Here is a 1,549-nt window from a genome sequence, read left to right as displayed (position 1 = left end):
CTGCCACGTGCAAAGTTTAAAACAAAGGTAGAAAGCAAGTAGCGGCCATGTTTTGTTCTGCATAGCAGCGACTTAGATGTTAAAAAGTCAACTTGGATTTATGTAGTAGAATTTTATTGATTATATCGCAACTATTAACAATATAATTAACAAAGCCTATCTATAAAAAAAGATCGCCTCTTCGACGATCTTTTTAAACTACATCTCCCGTTACTAACATAGAACGTTTTTGAAGGCTGTCGGAACGGAGGCTATATGCAACTATCTTTTTCTTATACTGTTTGATCACATCAACGTGATCGTTGTAACTGTATATCGAAAAACTAACATCGTTTTTGCCTTTCTTAGTATTAATGACCAATGGCGTTCCACTACTCTGTGGAGGAAAATAATATTTCTCTAAAAATAGTGCTTGGTTAAAATGATTAATAACTTGAATTTTCTCTTCGCCTTCTAAAGGTTGTCCGTCGATCGTTACAGTGGCACTCGTATCATCGAGTTTTGGATGTAATTCAAATTTGCTGACAAACGATTCTACAACAGAATTTGGAAGAGACGTTACTAGTAATTTAAGAGTAAACACAATAACCAATGACACTATAAACCAAGTTGTCATATTTTATCATCTCCATTACATTTTTAAATAAGATTATTACATTACTTATAGTGGTAATCAGCTGATAGACATGTAAAAATAGACCATAATGGTCCACTGTTTATTAACTGTTGATAATTTCCATTTTATCATAGGGTAGTTTGTTGGTTTGTGTATATTATGTGAACTTTATTAAAATGTAATAGAAATGACTTTCATGCGTTTTAGTGCAGCTGTTCGTGAATAATAAAGTCATGTAAAAGGGGGAGAAGGCTGGATAAGTTATTACAAGAAATCATAAACCGGGTTAGTATGGCTGATGAACAAATTGTTATTGGCATTTTGGACCATGGTGCTGCTGGAAAAACAATGTTTGCTAATATGCTCGTAAATCAACACAATTAAAATGAAGTGAATTATATTAATACGGATCCATACATTGTTAGTTCGTACGAAGTGTTTATGCATCCATACAGTCAACATTTTAATATTATTATTAAAAATTCCGATGAAGCAATATATCTAGAAAAAATACATTTGAGTTTTATGGAGTTTAAATGCAAATACTTTATTTGGTATGTTTATCATGAGGATTTATTTTCATTACTTTACAGCATCTAGCATGTCGAACATTGTTGGAGGGTATTTATTTCGTGAAAAACGCCGATATATGAGGAAGTATGTAAGAAGGAATCGACCTCCTCATGGTTAACTTAATAGGTGTATTTTGTTATCCTTAAATAACCGTAAAAAAGGCATTGACTATTATTGAATATGAGTGTAATATTATACGAGTCGCTGGTGAAACAAAGTAACCACGATAAACAAGATGAAAAACTTAGTTGACATCGAATGACTGAGATGTTAACATAAGGAAGTCGCAATGAGGCGACGAACAAGTTCTTTGAAAACTGAACGAAACAAACAACGTGAAACGTCAATTTTTATTTATGA

Annotated in this window: 1 protein-coding gene and 1 pseudogene; one reads left to right on the top strand and one right to left on the bottom strand. The window is 32.5% G+C overall.

Translation table 11 applies throughout. The features are described 5' to 3' along the window. Window positions 1-193: 193 nt before the first annotated feature. A complete protein-coding gene (locus H280_RS0122850; protein ID WP_020063409.1) occupies window positions 194-616 on the bottom strand; it encodes a YfmQ family protein in 423 nt (140 codons plus the stop codon). 252 nt (window positions 617-868) lie between these two features. Here H280_RS0122850 and H280_RS25970 point away from each other — a divergent pair. Continuing rightward, window positions 869-997 (top strand): annotated as a pseudogene (locus H280_RS25970) (phosphoribulokinase); the annotation flags it as partial. Window positions 998-1,549: the final 552 nt, after the last annotated feature.

This window comes from Bacillus sp. 123MFChir2 (genome assembly GCF_000383235.1).
In the GTDB taxonomy this organism is placed as follows: domain Bacteria; phylum Bacillota; class Bacilli; order Bacillales; family Bacillaceae_G; genus Bacillus_A.
The sequence above is the reverse complement of the archived record's forward strand: the minus strand, read 5'-3'. Positions and strand labels throughout refer to the sequence as shown.

What these genes read in the sequence shown, in the direction of transcription:
- H280_RS0122850 (WP_020063409.1), bottom strand. Translation starts at nt 616, where the DNA reads ATGACAACTTGGTTTATAGTGTCATTGGTTATTGTGTTTACTCTTAAA.